Raw genomic sequence first — 16,473 nt, 5'->3', positions numbered from 1 at the left:
GGCCGGCCAGGTCCGACGTCGCGTCGCCGAGGACGCGCGCGTCCGCTTCCCGGGCCGCGAGCGCGGCCGACCAGCGGCCCGCGAGCTCGCGGGCCTGCGCCGAGATGCCGAACGGCGTCGAGTCGACGCGGGCCTCGGCGAACCGGCCGGCCGCCTTGTCGTCGGCGGCCGCGGCCTGGTCCAGCTGGTCGGCCGCCGTGCGCAGCCGGTCAGGCCTCTTCGGGGGGTTCCGGGTGGCAAAGCCCCCGGCCCCGGGGCGAAGCCCCGGGAAGTCACTGTCGATCCGCGAGCCTCTGCCTTCCGGCATGGGGAGACCTCCGTCGTCAAGGGCGCTCACTCGATCGTGGAAGATCTTGCCTCATGCTCCCGGGTCGCCCGCATCGCGGTGACCTGCGGCATTGGGGGTGTTCCACCAAGTGGACGTCTTGACCGCGGGGCGGGACAACGGTGACCATGAGCTCATGCCCGCCACCTCGGAAAGCACGCCTGTCCGGTGGCACGGCCGCGCCTCCAAGCGGTCGGTTGGGGAAGGCACCGTGGAGCTGCTCCTGCGCCGCGGCCGCCTGGGCTCACCCCCTGCCTGACGCGAGCCCGGCGTCCGAAATCCCCCGAAAACCCTTGGAGCACAACAATGTCCGTAGACCTGCCTGCCCGGGTTCAGCTACGCGAGGCCGTGACGCCCGCCGACGGCATCGTCGAAGGCCCGCGTGTCCTGCACCAGACGTCCGAACCGTACGAACTGTTCACCCTCCGCCCGCTCGGCCGGGTGATCGGCGCGGAGGTCGAAGGTGTCGATCTCGGCGAACCCGTCACCCCTGAGCTGAGGGAAGAGCTCAACCGCGCGCTGCTCGAGTGGAAGGTGGTCTTCTTCCGCGACCAGCGGATCACGTCGGCGCAGCAGCGCGCCTTCGCCGCGAACTGGGGTGAGCTGGAGACCAACCCGTTCATCGCGCGGGGCGACGACGACCACGTCACGCGCTTCGAGCGCACGGCCGCCATGCCCGGCTACGAGAACATCTGGCACACCGACGTCACCTGGCGGCCCAACCCGGCGCTCGGCTCGGTGCTGCGGCTGATCGAGGTGCCGCCGGTCGGCGGCGACACGATGTGGGCCGACATGGCCGCCGCCTACGACAACCTGCCCGAAGACGTCCGCGCTCGGATCGACGGGCTCACCGCGGTGCACGACTACCTCCCCGGCTTCGACCGGTTCGCCGATCCGGCGCTGCTCGCGCAGTGGCAGGAGCGGTTCCCGCCGGTCGAGCACCCGGTCGTGCGGACCCACCCGGAGACCGGGCGGCGCACCCTGTTCGTCAACCAGGCGTTCACGACGCACATCGTCGGACTGGAACGCGCCGAGAGCGACCGGCTGCTGCGGTACCTGTTCCTGCAGGCGCACACGCCCGAGTTCCAGGTGCGGTTCAGCTGGCGGCCGGACTCGGTGGCGTTCTGGGACAACCGCGCGACGCAGCACTACGCGGTGAACGACTACCACCCGCACGTCCGGATCGCGGAGCGCGTCGCCATCGCGGGCGACCGGCCGTTCTGAGCCTTAGCCTGGGGGCATGACCGAACCCCAGGCAGTGGTGACCGGTTTCCTGAAGGCCCTCGAGGACCTCGACATCGACCGTGCGCTGACGTTCGCGGCGAGCGACATCGTGTACCAGAACGTGCCGTTGCCGGCCGCCCGCGGCGTCGCGGCGGTCGAAAAGCAGCTGCGGCTGATGGCCCGGTTCGGCTCGGGGTTCGAGGCGCGGACGCACCACATCGCCGCGGACGGCAACGTCGTGCTCACCGAACGCACCGACGTGCTGCGCCGCGGCGCGTGGGAGGCGGAGTTCTGGGTGTGTGGCACGTTCGAGGTCGAAGGCGGCCGGATCGTGCTGTGGCGCGACTACTTCGACTGGACGACGGTGCTCGCGGCGAGTGCGAAGGGCGCCGGGCGGGTCGCGCTGGCCGGTGCGCGGACGCTCATCGGCCGTTATCGGGCGAGGTCGGCTGTCCGCTGACGCGGTTACGGCCGCGGTGGTGGGCCCGAAGGTCCACGACCGCGGCGGTCCCCAGTACCAGCACGAACACGCAGCTGAGAACGATCAACCCCCACATGATCATTCTCCCTCCCCCCGTGTCGTGCTGACTTCTTGTGCCTCCTGAGTGGTGTGCGCCACTTTTCTGGCGGCCGAAACAGACCGTACCGCTGCTTCACACCGGTGACTCCGGTCCTTGACCTGCATTTAAGGCAGATGCGCCGGATGGGTGACAGGGACAACGCGAGCTGTAACTCCTCGCGCGCGATCCGTTACGCCCCAACGCCTAATCCCGCCACGGAGGCGATTCCGTCCCGCACGGTCACCGCGGTGGCGCGCTGTGCGGAGACGTCCGCGACGTAGTGCAGCACCCGGTCCGCCTCCTCGCCCGCGAGCGGTTCGCACACGTTGTCGGCATTGCGCCGCACCGGGATGAGCTCGAGCCGGGGTTCGTCGCCGAGCAGGCAGCCGGCCAGCAGCCCGTCGACGTGCCGCCCGCGCATCGCGGGCCAGTCGAACACGAGGTTGCCGAGGCTGTAGAGGATCGCGCGGCCCCGGTACACCTCGACGGCCTGGATCGTGTGCGGGCCGTGCCCGGCGACCAGGTCGGCGCCGGCGTCGATCGCCGCCCGGCCGTAGGTCACCTGGTACTCCGCGAGGTCCGCGCCGGGCAGGCCCCAGTGCATCGAGACGACGACGTGGTCGTTGGCCGCCTTGGCCCGCTTCACGTCCGCGACGAGCCGCTCCAGGTGCTCGGGCACCGGCGTCGTGCGCACCAGCGGCGGCCGTCCCGGGATGTCGGCGACACGCGGGTCCGGCTGGTAGGAGGTGGTCGCAAACGCTGGGGCGACGCCCGGAGCCGTCACCTGCGCCGCCTGGCCGAACGGCCAGCAGAGCGACGTGTACGCGAGGAAGGCGACCTTCTGCCCGGAGCGTTCGAGCACGGCCGGCGCGTGCGCCGCGGCGAGGCCCGTGCCGGCGCCGCAGTGCGCGATCCCGGCTTCGTCGAGCACGGCGAGGCTCGCCAGCGCGGCGGCCGGCGGGTAGGTCACGTTGTTGGCGCACGACACCACGTCGATGCCGGCGGCCGTCAGCGCTTCGACCATCTCGGGTGCGGAATGCCGCCAGTTCGGTTTGTGCGGGATGTCCGCGCCGCCGGAGTTCCCGGCGGTGCCCGAGAGCGGTCCTTCGAGGTTCACGAAGCGGAGATCGGCGCCCTGGAGCAGGGGATGCAGGTGTTCGAACGCTTCCGACGGCTTCGCGCGGCCCTGAACGTTGACGTCCCCGCCGAGTACCAGCGTGATCACGAAACCTGCTCTGCCGATCGAGTGACGACGAAAGTAGTTGTTACGAATCGTTGCATCTTTGTCTTCCTGATCCTCATCTGTTCGGGGGACTATGCCACGACTGTTCAAGCAAAAAGGGGACTCAGGGTGACCAAGACCCACAGATCCAAGGCTGCGCTGACCGTGGCCGTCGCGTCGGGCCTGGTGCTCGGCGGGGTGGCCGCACCGGCCGCCTTCGCCACACCCAGCGCCGACGCGGTCATCGCCGAGGTCTACGGCGGTGGCGGCAACTCCGGCGCCACACTGACCAACGACTTCGTCGAACTCGGCAACCACGGTACTGCGGCCGCTAGCCTGGCCGGCTTCAGCGTCCAGTACCTGCCCGGCTCGCCGGGCGCGTCGAGCACCTGGCAGGTGACGCAGCTGACCGGCAGTGTTGCGCCGAACGGGCGCTACCTGGTGGCCGAGGGCAAGGGCTCCGGGGGCACCGTCGCCCTGCCCGCACCGGACGCGACCGGCACGATCGCGATGTCGGCGACCGCGGGCACGATCGCCCTCGTCTCCGGGACCACCGCGCTGACCTGCAAGACCGCCGCGGACTGCGCGGCCGACACGCGCGTCAAGGACCTCGTCGGGTTCGGCACCGCCACCGTCCGGGAGGGCAACCCGACCGCCGCGCCGTCGAACTCGACGTCCGTCGCGCGCGGTACGGCGCTGGCCGACACCGACGACAACGCCACCGACTTCACCGTCGGCGACCCGACGCCGACGAACGCCGCGGGCGAGACCACCGGCGGCGGTGGCCCCGGTGAGCCGGGGACGCCCGCGAAGATCCACGAAATCCAGGGCACGACGCGGATCTCGCCGTTCAAGGACCAGAAGGTCAGCGGTGTCACCGGGGTCGTCACCGCGACCCGGACGTTCGGCTCGTCCCGCGGCTTCTGGTTCACCGACCCGGCTCCGGACAGTGACCCGCGTACCAGCGAAGGCCTGTTCGTGTTCACCGGCTCGACGAGCCCGGCCGTCACCGTGGGTGACGCCGTGACCGCGACCGGCACCGTCCGCGAGTTCTACCCGGACACGCCGTCGACGTCGGTCTACCAGTCGCTGACCGAGCTGAGCAGTGCACAGTGGACGGTCGACTCGCACGGCAACGCGCTGCCCGCGCCGACCGTGCTGAGCCCGGCGACGGTGCCGGAGACGTACGCGCCGTCGCCCGGCGGCAACATCGAGGCGCTGCCCCTGGAGCCGGCCAAATACGCCCTGGACTTCTGGGAGGCGCACGAGAGCGAGATCGTGAGCGTGACCGACGCCCGCGTCGTCGGCCCGTCGAACTCGTTCAACGAGCTGTACGTGACGACCAAGCCGGACCAGCACCGGTCGGTCCGCGGCGGCAGCGTCTACCTGGGCTACGACAAGCTCAACAGCGGTGTCCTCAAGGTGCAGTCGCTGATCTCGTTCGACCAGCGGCCGTTCCCGAAGCTCAACGTCGGCGACGCGCTGACCGGCGTCACCTCCGGGCCGGTCGAGTACAGCACCTTCGGCGGCTACACGCTGCTGGCCAGCGTGCTCGGGGCCGAAAAGGACAACGGGCTGCAGGCCGAGACCACGCGCAAGCAGCGCACGGGTGAGCTGGCCGTGGCGACCTACAACGTCGAGAACCTGGCGCCGGGCGACCCGCAGGCGAAGTACGACCGGCTCGGCGAGGCGATCGTGACGCACCTGGCCACGCCGGACATCGTGAACCTGGAGGAGATCCAGGACAACACGGGCGCGACCGACGACGGCGTCGTCGCCGCGGACCAGACCCTGCAGAAGTTCACCGACGCCATCGTCGCCAAGGGTGGCCCGCGCTACCAGTGGCGCTCGATCGACCCGGTGAACGACCAGGACGGCGGCCAGCCGGGTGGCAACATCCGGGTGGCGTTCCTGTACAACCCGGCCCGGGTGTCCTTTGTGGACCGACCGGGTGGTTCGTCGACGACGCCGGTGAGCGTGACCAAGGACCACGGTAAGACGCACCTGACGGCGTCGCCGGGCCGTGTCGACCCGGCGAACGACGCCTGGACGACCAGCCGCAAGCCGCTGGCCGGCGAGTTCGTTTTCCAGGGCCGCACGGTGTTCGTCATCGCCAACCACTTCAACTCGAAGGGCGGCGACCAGCCGACGCACGGCCGCAACCAGCCGCCGGTGCGCAGTTCCGAGGTGCAGCGCGCCAAGCAGGCGACGGTGCTGCGCGGGTTCGTCGACCAGCTCCTGGCGTCGGACAAGAACGCGAACGTCGTGGTGGCGGGCGACCTGAACGACTACCCGTTCTCGCCGGCCGTCCAGACGCTCACCGCGGGTGGTGCGCTGAAGGACCTGATCGCATCGGTGCCGGAGGCGGAGCGCTACAGCTATGTGTTCGAGGGCCAGTCCCAGGTGCTGGACCACATCCTGGCGTCGAAGGCACCGCGCGGCGTGGACTACGACGTCGTCCACATCAACGCGGAGTTCGCCGACCAGGCCAGCGACCACGACCCGCAGGTGATCCGGTTCCGCCCGAGCACCGGCAACGCGATCCAGGACGCGCTGTACGACCTGCTCGACTACCTGGAGCAGGTGCTCGGGAAGTACTTCCCGCAGCCGTAGCCGCACGCGCGAAAAGGGCCACCACCGGGTACGTCTCCGGTGGTGGCCCTTTTCCTGCTCACTCCATCGGGTAACTTCAAGTGAGGACGAAACCGCGCAGCGTAGGCGGCCGTCTTACGTTTCGAAGGGACCACAGGGGAGGGGTGGCGTGGACGGTTACGCGGTGAAGGTCGACGAGCTGGGCAAGCTCATCGGCGAGTTGGACACGGCGGCGGGCCGGATGGCCGACGCGAACAAGAAGCTCGGCGGTGGTGGCGCGTTCGGTTCGCTGGGCACGGCCGAGCTGGGCAAGGCGGGCGTCGAGTTCGAAGAGGCCTGGGGCTACGGGATCGGCAAGCTCGGTGACGCGGCGAAGGACATCACTGAACGCCTGAAGCAGGCGAAGCAGAAGTACGAGCAGATCGAGGCTCAGTTCGGCGGCGAGCTGTCGAAGTTCGGCTCCGCGGTGCTGGGGGACGGCGGCGGGCCAGTGGGTGGCGGGGTTACCGGTGGAGTGCCGGGGATCAACCGGCTGGCGGACGGCGGCGGCATCGGCGGTGCGGTGCTGGGGGACGAAGAGGGCGACGGTCCGGTCGGCGGCGGGGCCACCGGTGGGGTGCCCGGGATCAACCGGCTGGCGGACGGCCCGGCCGGTGCGGGGCCCGGGAACGAGGGCGGTGACGGTCCGGTCGGAGGTGGCGCGACCGGCGGCATCACCGACATCCTGAACGGCCTCGACCGGTGACCGCCCAGGACTTCCCGGCGCTGGGCTTCGACCCCGCGCCGGGCGACCTCGACGGCGTCACGGACCTGGCGGGCAAGTACCGGGCGGTGAGCGGCGATCTGGCCGAGGCGAACGTTTCGCTGCGGCAGATCGTCACGAAGCAGGGCGTCTGGCAGGGTGACGCGAGCGAGGCGTTCGCCCGGCGCGTCGGCCCGCTGCCGGAGTACCTCGACACCGCGGCCAAGTCGATGGGCCAGGCCGCGGACGCCCTCGAAACGTGGTCACACGACCTCGGTGACCTGCACAAACGTGCGGTGGACCTGGAGGCTCGGGCGGAAGCCGCAGCCCGCGCGGCGCAGGAGGCCCGTGCGAACCCGGACCTCGCGCTGGCGAACCGGACGTTCCCGGACCAGCAGTCACTGCAGATCGCCCAGCGCCTGCTCGACAACGCGGGCCGGCGGCTGCAGACCGCGATCGACGGCTGCCAGAGCATTCAGGATGCGGCGAAGCAGCTGCAGCAGGAGCACACGGAAGCCGCGGCTAGGGTCGCGGAGCAGCTGAGGAAGGCGAAGGAGCTGGCCCCGGACGAGCCGGGCCTGCTCGACAAGCTGGGCGACGCCGTCGGCGGGGCACTGACCGACCTCTCGAACGCCCTGGCCGACTCGGTGGATCAGGCGTGGGATTTCGTCCAGGACCACGCGGAGCTGTTGTCGAAGACGTCCGATGTGACGGGGGACATCGGCAACATTCTCGGGTTCGCCGGCGAGTTCCTCCCGCCGCCGGCCGACGTGGTGGTCGGCGCTGTCGGTACCAGCCTGGGGGTCGCGGCGTTGGCCGGTCACGCCACCGCGGCGGCGGCGGGTGCCGATGTCGCCCCGGAGACCCTGACCTTCGACGGGATCGGGGCCGCGACATCGCTGATCGGCATCGTCGCACCACCGGGTGTCGGTGGCCTGATGAAAGGCCTCGGCTACGGCGCGTTCGGGGCTCAGTTCCAGTTCGACGCCGTGAGCCAGGTGCTGGGTGGGAGCTTCGAAGGGCCGATCAGCGACTTCAAGAGCTATTGGCTGCCGAAGGACGCCGGCGACTGGGCCATGGCCCTTTCACCAGGGGCAGGCGCCTACCTGAACGCGGCGGAAGCCGGTGTGAAGGCCGACAACGCGCCGGAACGGCGTCGTGAACGGGCGGAAGACGAGGTGTGGAACTGATGCCGCTGCAGATCGACCTGCCGCCCGGGTTCGCCGGGATGCCGGTGGGCAGTGACGACAAGATGAACCGCGGACACGCCTGGACCGTCGCGGAGAACCTGGCGTCCGGAGCGGGTAAGAGCATCGAGGAGTTCGGCAGCTACCTGATGGCGCTGGTGCCGACCATGCAGGCCAACGGTATCCGCGTGTTCGGCAAGTTCGCCGTCGGACCGCGGCAGTCGGATGTCGCGACCCTGACGCTGGGCGTGGTGCGGTGGCCCGAGACCGCGCCCAGGAACCCGGACGCCGTTGTCGCGGCCATGGCCGAGCAGTACCGGAGGAGCCATCCTCGCGCGGTTGTCCAGCCGGTGCGGCTGCCGATCGGCCCGGCTGTCGTCGCGATCAGCGGCGGCGAGTTCCACCTGCCGGAAGGGGACGTACGCGCGCAGATCAAGGCCGAGTACCAGATTCCGTTGCCGGACGGTCGCTCCGTGGTGGTGCTTTCGGTCGCCGCGGGGTCCGATGACGCCTGGCCGGCCGTTGCCGAGGCGACAGCCCGGGTGGCTTGGAGCTTGCGCGGCCAGGAGAACGCATGACCGTCTGGACGCTGGCTGCGGATGCCCCCGCGTCCCCGGTGGCGTACGTGCTCGGGTTCATCGTGATCGGCGGCCTCGTGGTCGGCGGCCTGACGATGACCATCATCCGAATCGTGCGGTCCAGGAATCCTCGGGACAAACAGATGGCGCTCCTGGCCGCGCAGCTCGATGGTCGCGATCAGGTGTGCGTCCGGATGATCGAGATCGGCCTGACTCCGGAGGATCTCCTCCGAGTCGCGCACAGCCGCGGTTACGCTCTGATCGAACACCGAGTCACCAAGTACTACGAGTTCGTCCGCGCGCCGCGCCGGGTGCCGCCGGGGCAGTGGTCGACGTGAACGTGGCCGGCAGTAAATTCAACGGCAGTACCACCGAGTACTTCGAGACGCTCGGAATCTTCGTCGCGCTCGTGATCGTCGGTATCTCGGTGGCGCTCTTCGTGAGGAGCCGGATCGACAAGCGCCGGCGGGCCGGCAGCCGGCTGCTCGTCCAGCGGCTCGATGGGCGCCCGCTCGTCTATGTCCCTTACGCCGAATGTGCCCTGTCGGTGCCGGATGTGTTGAGCACGGCGCAGGCCCACGGTTACGCCTTGACTCCGAATCCGGCGGTGCTGCGGTACGAGTTCGCGCGTGGCGCGCCCCAGACGGCGTTCACAGGTAACCCCCGGGCGGCGTACGTCGCGCAGATGCTGGACGGCAGGCCGCTCTAACGACTTTTCGCTGCCTTCGAGGAGCTGACCCTTCCCGAGCTGATGGTGCTCGCCCACAGCCGGGGGTACACCGTGCAACGGAACCAGAAATACTACGAATTCATGCGGTATTCGGGGAGACGATGAACAATCCACAGCTGATCGAAGAGATGCGCTGGCAGCTCAAGCAGCTCGAGGACCGCAAGGCCGAGAACCAGCGGCTGCTCGCGGGGATCGCCGGGAGCGGGCACACGACCGTCGTCTCCCCGGATCGGAGCGTCACGGTGCTCGCCGGACCCGGCGGTGTCGTCAGCGAGGTGCGGCTCGCGGCCGAGGCCATGCGTTACGACGCCGTCAGTCTCAGCCGGATCATCACCGCCGCCGTCCGGGAAGCCGTTGCCGCCGGTGGCCTGCTCGCGAGTCCGGAGCAGCAACCGCAGGCGCCGCAAGCGCGGCAGCCGCAACGGCAGCCGCAGCGCAGGGAGGTTCCGGACGACGACGAGACCTACGATACCGTCTTCGACGTCTGAGCTAGGCCTGCGGTGGTTCCTCCCCGCGCTTCGCCGCCGCGCGCTTGGCTCGCCAGCCCAGGCCCAGGACCGCCTGGACCAGTTCCTGATAGCTCGGCTTGACCTCCTCGAGGTAGCGCTCGAGGTAGGCCGCGCGGGCCGTCGAGACCGGGTGGGGGTTGTCGCCCGGGGGGAGCCACGTCAGGCCCTGGATGTTGTGCAGGGCCATCTTCCACCAGCGCGTCGCGCGCTCGGACGCGCGCTGTTCGCGTTCGGCCGCCACCTCGATCGCGGCCTTGGCTTCCTCGATCTCCGCTTCGAGCTCCTGCGCGCGGTTCAGCTCCCAGGCGCGCAGGTTCTCCGCCGAGCCCCGCGAAAGGGCGATGGTCTCCTTGTACCGCATGGCCGCGGTGGCACCGTCGTCGGTCATTACGCGTTCTCCGGGCGCTGGAACGGGATGATCACTTCGGGTGCGCCGTGGGTCGTCCGGTCGAAGAACAACGCGCGGCCCGGGCGCGGTGACCAGTGCACGACCTGGCCGGCCGCGAACGGCGCGAGCTCGTTGCCCTGGACGTCGAGTGCGGCCCACGCGCCGATGTCGTCGGTGCCCGCGAACCCCAGCGTGTCCTTGAGGCGGGCGATGCTGCGCCACCAGCCGATCGTGTGGATGCCGTGTCCCGGGCCCTGTTTGAGGATCACGCGCAGGTGGTCGAGCCCGCTCTTCAGCTGCCCGACCGCCTTCGCCTCGAGGTGGGGCAGCGCTGCGTCGACGCCGTAGAGCAGCAGGATCTTCGCGCCGCCGGTCATCGAGCCCGTCATCGACTCGAGCACGCCGGTCAGGTCGTCGACGAGGGTCGCCGCGTGGCCGTCCTCGCGCAGCCGGTAGGTCAGCTCCAGCGCGGCCGGCGCGCACGCCTCGATCGGGCAGCTCAGCAGGAACTCGACCTCACCGGCGTCGTACTGCCGCGACAGCGAGCGCGCCGCGGAGTCCATGATGGACAGAGCCTCGGCGGTGGCGGACCCGAGCACCGCGACGTTGCGGCCCGGGGCCCGCGGCAGGTCGACGCCGCACGCCGCTTCGGTGACGTCGATCGACTGGCCCAGCAGCGCCCGCGGCTTGGACGTCGGCTTGAGGTCGAGGAATGCCGGGAACTGTTCGAGGATCGGCGAATGCGCGCCGTCGAACAGCCGCGGCCGCGGGAACCGGCCCTGGTACTCCTCCCACAGCCGGTGCTGCAGCCGGACGAACACGTTCTTGCTGCTCGCGTCCGGCACGTGGGACAGCTGGTTGCCGTGCGCGATGCCGGAGTCGTGGTTGATCACCGCGTGCCACTTCGGGGCCGACACGGCCGCGTTGTTCGTCTCGGCCAGCACGCGCCGCGCCTTCGGCATCGCGATCCGCAGCGTGCACTGCTCGAACACCGCGGGCTTGCCCCAGAACGCCTCGATGCCGGCGACGTCCTGGCTGGCCAGCACCATGTGGATGCCCTGCGACCGGCCGCGGCGGGCGATGTCCTCGAGCAGCTGGGTGGCCGTCGCGGTCACCTGGTCGCGGCCGGCGAACAGGTACTGGAACTCGTCGATCACCGCGACGATCCGCGGCCAATGGCCGCCGGGGTCGGCTTCGCGCAGGTCGGCGAGGTTCGTGACCTCGTGCTCCTTCGCCGCCGCCGAACGCCGTCGCAGCTCGTCGGCGAGGAACCGCAGCAGCGCCAGGCCGAACTCGCGGTCGGTGTTGACGTTGACGCCGACCAGCCGTGCGTGCGGCAGCCAGCTCGCGTCCTTGCGGCCCGGCGCCAGGCCGGCGAACGAGACGCCTTCCTTGAAGTCCAGCAGGTACAGCGCCAGCTCGTTCGGGGTGTACCGCGCCGCGAGGCTGCCGAGCAGCGCGTACAGGAAGTTGGTCTTGCCCGACCCGGACGGTCCGCCGATCAGCGCGTGCGGGCTGGCGTCCCCGATCACGACCTCGACCGGCTCGCCCTCGAAGAAGCCCACCGGGCCACGGAGTTCCCGCGCCGAGCTGTGGTGCCCGAGCTCGGCCGGCAGCAGGTCGTCGAACGACCGGGGGCCGCCCTGCTTGGCGATCAGCGCCTTGGCGATCTTGTCGGTGGCGCGCAGCACCTGCGAGGACGGCATCGGCGGATCGAGGTCGACGATCAGGTCGGTGCCGGTCATGCTGCTGATCGCGTGCCGGTCGTCGGTCAGGCTCAGGGTTTCGACCGGAGCGCTGACCGCGGTCGGCACGTCGATCATGATCAGGCAGATGCCCGCGGCCAGCGCACCGCTCGCGACGCGCTTGAGGTCGCGGGCGCGTTCCGGCTCGAGGGTCTCGCCGTTGCCGTACAGCACGGCGACGCGGAACGGCTCGATCCGCTGCTGCTGCGCGATCCGCAGTTCCCGCAACGACGTGTGGCCGGCCTGCATCCCGGTCGCGTGGATGCGGCGGATGTGCCCGGCCAGCTCGTCGAGGAGGTCCTCCAGCCGTCCCGGGTCGTACAGCGAGAGCGCGCTGGTGCTGTTCAGCGGATACAGATCCGGCAGGATCGCGGTCAGCTGCCCGACGTCCCACAGGTGCACGCGCACCGCGCCGGGTTCGAACGTCGAAAGCACGCGGATCAGCAGGTTCTGCACGATCCCGTCGATCGTGGGCCGGGTCTTCGGCGCCGACGTGATCGCCAGGTGCGACTCGTCGAGCAGCGGGACCGCGACGTCGAACTTGCGGGTCGGGTCACCGCCGGCGGCCGTCGCCGAGCCGACGCGCCACAGGCCGGGCGACGTGAGGCCGGCGTTGTGGCCGACCTGGCCGAGCCACTCGCCCGGTGGCTGCCCGGCCGGGCCGGGTGCGTTCTGCGCGACCAGTTCGCGCAGTGTGGCCGGGCCCTGGCTCCAGTCGGTGTAGTAGGCGCTGCGGACCGCACCGAGCGCGCCGAAGACCTCGTGCGCGGCGGGGTGGCGGGACCACTCGTTCTGCTGTTCGGTGCTGGCGTGGTTCATGCCGACCTGGACGATGGCGCGTTCGAGCTCGAGTTTGGCCAGATCGGCTTCGGCGGCTTGACGGGCTCCGGCCGCGGCTCCCAGCACCAGCCCGATCTGGTGGCGGACCCGGTCGAGTGCGGTTTCGACGCGGTTGCGTTGCTCGGCTGACTTGTTGGCCATCGGCGTCCCCAAGAAAAGGTGTCCCGGAAAGGATTACAGGCGTGACCGGTATCCGCTCACCAGATCCTCGGCGGAGGCCAGGCGGCCGAGGAGCTGATCCAGCCCCTCGCCGGCCTGCGCGTACTGCGAGGGGAGCCAGGGATCGGCCTTGGCCTGGGCGTCCACCAGCGCTTGCCGGGCTTCCCCGAGCAGGCTTGTGGCCCGCTCGGAGTGGGCGCGCGCGTCGGCGAGCCCGGCCACGACGGCGGTGAGCAGCTGGTGAAGTTCGGCTAGTGTCATCCGGCTAGAGACGCGCCGAGTACGAGTCGGCGGACGAGATGCTGGCCTGGATGGTGCTCTGCATGCCACTGATGTCGTGCAAAGCCTGGGCCAGCAGGCCGTGGGCCTGACTCACTTCGTGCTGGCTGCTCCCCTGCGTCGCTTGTGCGAGCGACTGCTGGGCTTCTTCGAGAGACTGCGCTGCTTGCTGGAGGGCGGCGATGCCTGCGGACGCCTTTTCGTTGGCGAGCGCGATGCCAGCGCGGATCTCTTCGACTCCGGCCATCGGGCCTCTACTCCTCGAGTCTGGTTGTTCTTGCGGGGGCGGATATCCATTGAAACAGATCCACGACTCACCGTGATCATCTGATGATGCCCAGTGATCGCGAGTCCGGAATCAGCAAGGCCCCGGACGCAGGAACGTCCGGGGCCTGGCCGATCACGGTGCGTGCGGGGGTCAACCCGGCACGAACACCGCACATTGGCGTCGTTGGCCTGCACTGCCCCAGGTCAGAGCGTTGTTCGTGCCACTTCGGGCCTCTCTGAACGGGGGCGGTCGAGGTTGTGGGGAGACTATCGCGGCCTGGCCGGTGGGCTGCGCTCAGCCCTGTTCGTAACTCCCTGCCACCGCACAAGAAACTTCAGTGCATTTTTGAAGATGTCTCACATTAGGCCTGGTGGACGAGCGCGCGCAGGGCCGGGCGACGCAGTCGCGGATTTACCCGGATCTCGCGACCGGCGCTCGGCGGTCACTGCGAGTGCGAAGACCCGATTTCGGGACATGAATTCGAAGCGGCGTACCGGATCCCCGGCCGGAAACGACGAAACGCCGGGCGGCCTGTGGGGCTACCCGGCGTTTCGCCTGATCAAGCGCGGAGGATACAGGATTCGAACCTGCGAGGGCGTGAACCCAACACGCTTTCCAAGTTTGCATGGGGGTGTTCAACGGCGTCTGCGGGTGTTGAAGTCCCAGGTCAGAGGTATGTCTCGACATCACCAGACCTCCCTGAATCGGACCGAATGAGACTAGAACTGAGACTAGGCTAGCGGCCGTGATGAACACAGCCGAGCGCCCTTCCTCGAGTGGAGTGAGGGCGTGCGGCACCCTGCTCCGGAGCGCGAGGGCGGGGCTTCGCCCGCTCGTATGTGAGCAGCGACGTCGAGCGGCTGACGATGCGCGATGCATCACGAGGCGACGTCGCCTCGTGATGCCCCCAGTCGAGCAACCGGTGGCCGACGCATCTCGCCTGCTTGTGCAAGGATCCACACTGCGACCATGGCAACTCACCCAGATGTCATGCTCGCCAGAGTGACATCCTTGCTGGTCACCGGTGTCGCGAAGCAAAAATGTCGTACGTGCGTTCGATACTGGTAACGCAGGTGCCGATGCCCTGCGACACCCGTACGGGTTGTGCCACGAAGGGAGGCAACGTGAAGCGTTCTGAGCACGCCGCGCTCGTCGCGCTGCTTCAGCACCGCCCAGAGGGCCTGGGCTGGCAAGAGATCACCGCAGAGGTCCTCTCCAGCGGCAGCGCACTGGAGACCTGGCGCCACCTCGTGCCCGACACACTGTTCGACGAAGCTGGCGAGCACGAGGCCCTCGCGGCCGCCGATCGCCAACTTGAGTCGTGGGTAGAGGCTGGCGTCAACTTCCTCTCGGTCCTTGATGCCGACTACCCGGCTCGGCTTCGCGGGATCCACCAGGCCCCACCCATACTCTTCTGGCGCGGGCAGCTGCTCGCAAAGGACCCCGCTGTGTCAGTCGTCGGATCGCGAAACGCCTCCGAACGAGGCCTGGGGATCGCCAGCGAGATCAGCCGCGCTCTCATCAAGGAAGGCGTGACCGCAGTCGCCGGCCTCGCCGCAGGGATCGACGCCGCAGTGCACCGCACGGCGCTAGAAGCTAGCGGTCGGACGGTCGCGGTGATCGGTACTGGCATCAACAAGTACTACCCGGCCGCGAACCGTGATCTGCAGGAGGAGATCGCGCAGCGCGGGCTTCTGCTGTCGCAGTTCTGGCCGGACGCCCCGCCGCAGCGGCACAATTTCCTCATGCGGAACGCGACCATGTCCGGCTACGGACTCGCGACCGTCGTCGTCGAGGCGGGTGAGACCAGCGGGACGCGAGTTCAGGCACGACTGGCGGTAGAACACGGCCGCGCGGTGATCCTCACCGACTCGGTGGTTCAGCAGAACACCTGGGCCCAGAAGCTCGAAGGTCGGCCCGGAGTGCACTGCGTCAGCGGACTGAAGGACGTAACCGAGATCGTCCGCAAGGTGATCTCTGAGCGCCGGGATGTCGCAGACGCCATGAAGCAGCTGCTTACCACCCTATGAGCGAAGCGCCCAGAGCATCAGACCCGCAGCATCAGCTTGAAGCAACGCTCGTCAGCGCCACTGGTGGTTACCTGCGTAACACGCTACGCATTCCTGGCGAGACATGTTTGATATGCACCACGACCGTTAACTCCGGTGACACCTACTGCTGGCCCTGTGCCAGCCACCGGTCTGCGGGCTCCGATCGCCCCACTGCCGATTACGTCGGCATTCTGACCTATGCGATCGAGAGCTCACAGTCGCACTACGTCATGCGTGGCTACAAGGCGCCACAGCCGGTACGCGTCAAGGAACACTGGAACATTGTGAGCTTGCTCTGTTTCGTCGGGCTGTGGCATCACATGCGCTGTGTCGAACAGCTCGCGGGCAGACGGATCACGCACTGGGCTACGGTCCCCTCCCTGCCGGCAAAATCGGGAGAGCACCCGCTTCATGCCCTGGTAAGGCCCATGCTTTCTCGTCTGCCGGAACTTGCGCTGACTGCCGCGACGAAAACCGCCGCGCCCCGAGCGTTCCGCGCCGATCATTTCCGGGCAGTTGGGAGTCTGCCGCCTGGCTCACATGTCCTCGTTATCGACGACACCTGGACCTCTGGAGGGCACGCGCAGTCGGCGGCGCTCACTGCCCGAAGGGCTGGCGCGACGACTGTCTCCGTGCTGTCGCTAGCTCGATACTTTAAGCCAACCTACGGCGACAACAAAGAGTTCATCGCGAAGCATCTGACTAGGGACTACGACCCCACCTGGTGCCCATGGACCGATGACGGATCCTGCTCATCATGAACGCGTAAGCCGGCGAGTCAGGCCCAGACCGACGCGAGCTGTGCGGGGTCGCCCTCCGGCGTCCTCTGCGATGTCTGGGTGGCCGCCGATCACCGGCGACGCGGGTTCGGCATGCTGCTGCTCGACGCCACGCTGCAGCTGGACGGGTTTTGAACGGATGTCAGATAAGCTGACTGATCTGCGGTGATCGCCCTGCCGGGCGCAGGTGAGAGGTAGTAGGGGGGCGAGGGGATGCGCGGCGCCTCCGGCCGGCCTCGGCGCTGGTTCGCGGCCGGACAATTGGAGCGATCCAGGCTTGGTTCACACTAGGGAG

At 69.1% G+C, this 16,473-nt stretch carries 17 protein-coding genes; 11 read left to right on the top strand and 6 right to left on the bottom strand.

What is annotated here, in order from left to right; translation table 11 throughout:
- A partial coding sequence (locus ACGFMK_RS11075; protein ID WP_392760513.1) for a hypothetical protein occupies positions 1-307 on the bottom strand: 307 nt, incomplete at its 3' end.
- Positions 308-631: 324 nt separating this feature from the next.
- Here ACGFMK_RS11075 and ACGFMK_RS11070 point away from each other — a divergent pair.
- Both ACGFMK_RS11070 and ACGFMK_RS11065 read left to right on the top strand, forming a co-directional pair.
- Positions 632-1,549 carry a TauD/TfdA dioxygenase family protein gene (locus ACGFMK_RS11070; protein ID WP_392760511.1) on the top strand — a complete coding sequence of 306 codons (918 nt, stop codon included), beginning with the start codon at positions 632-634 and terminating at the stop codon, positions 1,547-1,549.
- Between the two features lie 16 nt (positions 1,550-1,565).
- Positions 1,566-2,009, top strand: a complete 444-nt coding sequence (locus ACGFMK_RS11065; protein WP_392760509.1) for a limonene-1,2-epoxide hydrolase family protein — start codon at positions 1,566-1,568, stop codon at positions 2,007-2,009.
- A 290-nt stretch (positions 2,010-2,299) separates the two neighbouring features.
- Here ACGFMK_RS11065 and ACGFMK_RS11060 read toward each other — a convergent pair whose 3' ends face one another.
- The gene (locus ACGFMK_RS11060) at positions 2,300-3,334 is read right to left on the bottom strand and encodes a CapA family protein (protein ID WP_392760508.1); all 1,035 of its coding nucleotides are present in this window, start codon (positions 3,332-3,334) and stop codon (positions 2,300-2,302) included.
- Between the two features lie 126 nt (positions 3,335-3,460).
- Between ACGFMK_RS11060 and ACGFMK_RS11055 the strand changes: the two genes are divergently transcribed.
- The 7 genes from ACGFMK_RS11055 to ACGFMK_RS11025 all read left to right on the top strand — a co-directional run bounded on the left by ACGFMK_RS11055 (position 3,461) and on the right by ACGFMK_RS11025 (position 9,648).
- A complete protein-coding gene (locus tag ACGFMK_RS11055) occupies positions 3,461-5,944 on the top strand; it encodes an endonuclease/exonuclease/phosphatase family protein (RefSeq protein WP_392760506.1) in 2,484 nt (827 codons plus the stop codon).
- Between the two features lie 148 nt (positions 5,945-6,092).
- Entirely contained in the window at positions 6,093-6,668 is a 576-nt protein-coding gene (locus tag ACGFMK_RS11050; protein WP_392760504.1) for a hypothetical protein, read from the top strand.
- A complete protein-coding gene (locus ACGFMK_RS11045) occupies positions 6,665-7,855 on the top strand; it encodes a WXG100 family type VII secretion target (protein WP_392760502.1) in 1,191 nt (396 codons plus the stop codon). The genes ACGFMK_RS11050 and ACGFMK_RS11045 overlap by 4 nt, the downstream gene beginning before the upstream one ends.
- Positions 7,855-8,430 carry a hypothetical protein gene (locus ACGFMK_RS11040; RefSeq protein ID WP_392760500.1) on the top strand — a complete coding sequence of 192 codons (576 nt, stop codon included), beginning with the start codon at positions 7,855-7,857 and terminating at the stop codon, positions 8,428-8,430. The genes ACGFMK_RS11045 and ACGFMK_RS11040 overlap by 1 nt, the downstream gene beginning before the upstream one ends.
- Positions 8,427-8,768 (top strand): hypothetical protein, encoded by a 342-nt coding sequence (locus ACGFMK_RS11035; RefSeq protein ID WP_392760499.1) that lies wholly within the window; start codon positions 8,427-8,429, stop codon positions 8,766-8,768. Before ACGFMK_RS11040 ends, ACGFMK_RS11035 begins: the two co-directional genes overlap by 4 nt.
- Complete coding sequence (locus ACGFMK_RS11030; protein ID WP_392760497.1) at positions 8,756-9,139, top strand: hypothetical protein; 384 nt, start codon at positions 8,756-8,758, stop codon at positions 9,137-9,139. Before ACGFMK_RS11035 ends, ACGFMK_RS11030 begins: the two co-directional genes overlap by 13 nt.
- A gap of 122 nt (positions 9,140-9,261) precedes the next feature.
- Positions 9,262-9,648: a YbaB/EbfC family DNA-binding protein gene (locus ACGFMK_RS11025; RefSeq protein WP_392760496.1), complete on the top strand. Its 387-nt coding sequence runs from the start codon at positions 9,262-9,264 to the stop codon at positions 9,646-9,648.
- Position 9,649: 1 nt separating this feature from the next.
- Here the strand turns inward: ACGFMK_RS11025 and ACGFMK_RS11020 are convergent, their stop codons facing one another.
- From ACGFMK_RS11020 to ACGFMK_RS11005, 4 genes are read right to left on the bottom strand one after another with little or no spacing between them, the layout of a single operon-like run.
- Positions 9,650-10,057, bottom strand: coding sequence for a hypothetical protein (locus ACGFMK_RS11020; RefSeq protein WP_392760494.1), 408 nt, complete (start codon positions 10,055-10,057; stop codon positions 9,650-9,652).
- Entirely contained in the window at positions 10,057-12,783 is a 2,727-nt protein-coding gene (locus ACGFMK_RS11015; protein ID WP_392760492.1) for an FtsK/SpoIIIE domain-containing protein, read from the bottom strand. The genes ACGFMK_RS11020 and ACGFMK_RS11015 overlap by 1 nt, the downstream gene beginning before the upstream one ends.
- Positions 12,784-12,816: 33 nt before the next feature.
- Positions 12,817-13,062: a hypothetical protein gene (locus tag ACGFMK_RS11010; protein WP_323324606.1), complete on the bottom strand. Its 246-nt coding sequence runs from the start codon at positions 13,060-13,062 to the stop codon at positions 12,817-12,819.
- A 4-nt stretch (positions 13,063-13,066) separates the two neighbouring features.
- On the bottom strand, positions 13,067-13,327 hold the full coding sequence (locus ACGFMK_RS11005) for a hypothetical protein (protein WP_285457569.1): 261 nt from the start codon (positions 13,325-13,327) through the stop codon (positions 13,067-13,069).
- 1,145 nt (positions 13,328-14,472) lie between these two features.
- Here ACGFMK_RS11005 and ACGFMK_RS11000 point away from each other — a divergent pair.
- Positions 14,473-15,378 carry a DNA-processing protein DprA gene (locus ACGFMK_RS11000; RefSeq protein ID WP_392760489.1) on the top strand — a complete coding sequence of 302 codons (906 nt, stop codon included), beginning with the start codon at positions 14,473-14,475 and terminating at the stop codon, positions 15,376-15,378.
- Positions 15,375-16,160 carry a hypothetical protein gene (locus ACGFMK_RS10995; protein WP_392760488.1) on the top strand — a complete coding sequence of 262 codons (786 nt, stop codon included), beginning with the start codon at positions 15,375-15,377 and terminating at the stop codon, positions 16,158-16,160. Before ACGFMK_RS11000 ends, ACGFMK_RS10995 begins: the two co-directional genes overlap by 4 nt.
- Positions 16,161-16,473: the final 313 nt, after the last annotated feature.

This window comes from Amycolatopsis sp. NPDC049252 (genome assembly GCF_043197175.1).
Classification (GTDB): domain Bacteria; phylum Actinomycetota; class Actinomycetes; order Mycobacteriales; family Pseudonocardiaceae; genus Amycolatopsis.
Note: the sequence above shows the minus strand (reverse complement) of the source record. Positions and strands in the feature narration are given on the sequence as shown.

What these genes read in the sequence shown, in the direction of transcription:
- ACGFMK_RS11015 (WP_392760492.1), bottom strand. Translation starts at nt 12,783, where the DNA reads ATGGCCAACAAGTCAGCCGAGCAACGCAACCGCGTCGAAACCGCACTC.
- ACGFMK_RS11005 (WP_285457569.1), bottom strand. Translation starts at nt 13,327, where the DNA reads ATGGCCGGAGTCGAAGAGATCCGCGCTGGCATCGCGCTCGCCAACGAA.
- ACGFMK_RS11065 (WP_392760509.1), top strand. Translation starts at nt 1,566, where the DNA reads ATGACCGAACCCCAGGCAGTGGTGACCGGTTTCCTGAAGGCCCTCGAG.
- ACGFMK_RS11040 (WP_392760500.1), top strand. Translation starts at nt 7,855, where the DNA reads ATGCCGCTGCAGATCGACCTGCCGCCCGGGTTCGCCGGGATGCCGGTG.
- ACGFMK_RS11020 (WP_392760494.1), bottom strand. Translation starts at nt 10,057, where the DNA reads ATGACCGACGACGGTGCCACCGCGGCCATGCGGTACAAGGAGACCATC.
- ACGFMK_RS10995 (WP_392760488.1), top strand. Translation starts at nt 15,375, where the DNA reads ATGAGCGAAGCGCCCAGAGCATCAGACCCGCAGCATCAGCTTGAAGCA.
- ACGFMK_RS11070 (WP_392760511.1), top strand. Translation starts at nt 632, where the DNA reads ATGTCCGTAGACCTGCCTGCCCGGGTTCAGCTACGCGAGGCCGTGACG.
- ACGFMK_RS11035 (WP_392760499.1), top strand. Translation starts at nt 8,427, where the DNA reads ATGACCGTCTGGACGCTGGCTGCGGATGCCCCCGCGTCCCCGGTGGCG.
- ACGFMK_RS11010 (WP_323324606.1), bottom strand. Translation starts at nt 13,062, where the DNA reads ATGACACTAGCCGAACTTCACCAGCTGCTCACCGCCGTCGTGGCCGGG.
- ACGFMK_RS11025 (WP_392760496.1), top strand. Translation starts at nt 9,262, where the DNA reads ATGAACAATCCACAGCTGATCGAAGAGATGCGCTGGCAGCTCAAGCAG.